We start from the raw sequence: 1,958 nt of genomic DNA, 5'->3' as shown, positions 1-1,958 counted from the left end.
AATTTAAAGATTCCATTTCTTTGTCTGAAACCTTTATTCCTTTCAAATAAATTTTCTTATCCAATCGTGCCTTTACGATCAAACCCGTTTTTGTAGTTGTTGAAGAAATCAAATTTATAATTACTTGATAGCTCGTTAATGGTTTTCCGCGCCAATTTATACTAATAAAAGAAAACAGTCTATGTTCAATTTTATTCCATTTGCTTGTGCCTGGTGGGAAATGGCAAACATATATTTCTAACTTGCTCTTATCTGCGAATTTTTGCAATTCTCTTTTCCACAATCGCAAACGATACCCATTGCTCCCGCCTGCATCAGCACAGATTAATATTTTTTTAGATTTTGGGTATCGAATTTTACCAATTTTATTCCACCAGTACTGAATGCTTGAAACCGCAAATTCTCCTGTATCTGCCGTCACACCTACATTCACAAAGCCAGAATTGTCCTTAACATCATAAATGCCAAAGGGGTTGGCATTGGGTTTCTTTGGATCTGGAAAATCATGTCCATTTACTTTAATTGCACATCCTTTTTTTTGCCATTCTCTTCCTTGATTCTTATATTCACCCACTTTTTCCTTTTTCTTTGTATCCACAGAAATAATAGGATCTTTTTTTGATATAAATTTTTTGCTCATTTTACTTATAAAACAAAATTGAGCATCCCTGTCAGGGTGGTCCTTACCTTCTATAGATTTAAAATTTCCTTGGAGACTAAATTCCATACCATGTAAAATACGAGCAACTGACTGCTTACTTACAGAATAACCTTTTGATTTTAAATAATCTGATATTTTTCGAATACTTTTTGATGTCCATCTTAATGGCGTTTCAGGATCACCACGAATGTCTGGTTCAATAATAATTTCAATACAATCTTTAATACTTGGATCTTTGATAATTAGTTGCTTACGACCACCGCCCTTGCACCTAATACTAGAGACATCTATATCTTCTTGCATTTCACGGATACCACGTGCAATTGTATTTTTGCTCATCCCTGTTATATCAGTAAGCAATTTAATTGCACCATAACCTATTGAAATGGCCTCAGCACCAAGCATTAATCTTTTTTGCTTCTCATTTAATGATGGCAAGATCGAAAGTAGTTTTTCTGTTAATTTATTCTTATTTATATCCATTTTATCATTATATAGGACAGTTTAATAAGGTCAAGTTATTTTGGTACAGGCACTTACTTTAAATCCCAGTATTTGAACTTTTATTTGTTAAGCTCATTCGGACAAGTTTCATAGGGCTATATTCACTTCATTTTTTACTTTTCGATCTATTCATCCGCTAAAACAGGTGATTACTTTTCACCTAGAAATCATTTAAAGACTCTATTTAGAAATACATTGACTAAACCTTCGTAAACAGCACAATAATAGAATGAAATTTCTAATTAGAAGGTTTAACATGCGCTACTCATTTTTAATATTTCTAGCGCTACTGTTATTCGGAAGTGCACATGCAGAACCGGATGCCAAAGCCATGATAGAAATCGACCATCTATTTGATTATATAAAAAAATCGGAGGTCATTTTTATTAGAAATGGCAAAGAATATCCGGTCGCAGATGCCACCAAACATATTCAATCTAAATTTAACCACAATAAAAAGAAAATAAAAACCGCCGAAGATTTTATTGAAAGAAGCGCTACTAAAAGCGAAATGAGTGGCGATGTCTACCAAATAAAATTAAAAGATAATTCTAAAGTTGAAACGGGCAAATGGCTCTTGGAGGAATTAAAGGTATTTCGAGAAAAACAAAACATTGAAGAAAAGAAAAAATAAACTTGGTGAGTTCAAACTAAATTTAAGTAAACCAAAGAAGAAACAAAAAAAACAAAGAACCTTAACCGTAGATGATTATAAAAAATATAGAATATGAACTTAAAGAATATTTTCTTTATTTCCTATCTGTGTTTATCTGTGATTAAATTCTTTTTCTTA

General features: G+C 32.0%; 2 protein-coding genes. One reads left to right on the top strand and one right to left on the bottom strand.

The window, feature by feature from the left end; all coding sequences use genetic code 11:
* The coding region (locus tag ACHZC3_RS03900) for an ISAzo13 family transposase (protein ID WP_394758573.1) at positions 1-1,144 on the bottom strand (1,144 nt) is incomplete at its 3' end.
* A 277-nt stretch (positions 1,145-1,421) separates the two neighbouring features.
* On the opposite strand from ACHZC3_RS03900, the gene ACHZC3_RS03895 reads away from it, so the two are divergent.
* Positions 1,422-1,799: a DUF5329 family protein gene (locus tag ACHZC3_RS03895; protein ID WP_394758572.1), complete on the top strand. Its 378-nt coding sequence runs from the start codon at positions 1,422-1,424 to the stop codon at positions 1,797-1,799.
* The last annotated feature ends 159 nt before the right edge of the window (positions 1,800-1,958 follow it).

The organism is Flavobacterium sp., from assembly GCF_043720215.1.
Taxonomy (GTDB): domain Bacteria; phylum Bacteroidota; class Bacteroidia; order Flavobacteriales; family Flavobacteriaceae; genus Flavobacterium.
This window is presented reverse-complemented; position numbering and strand designations above follow the sequence as displayed.

Bases quoted from the DNA above. Each gene is read 5' to 3' on its own strand.
- ACHZC3_RS03895 (WP_394758572.1), top strand. From the start codon at position 1,422: ATGCGCTACTCATTTTTAATATTTCTAGCGCTACTGTTATTCGGAAGT.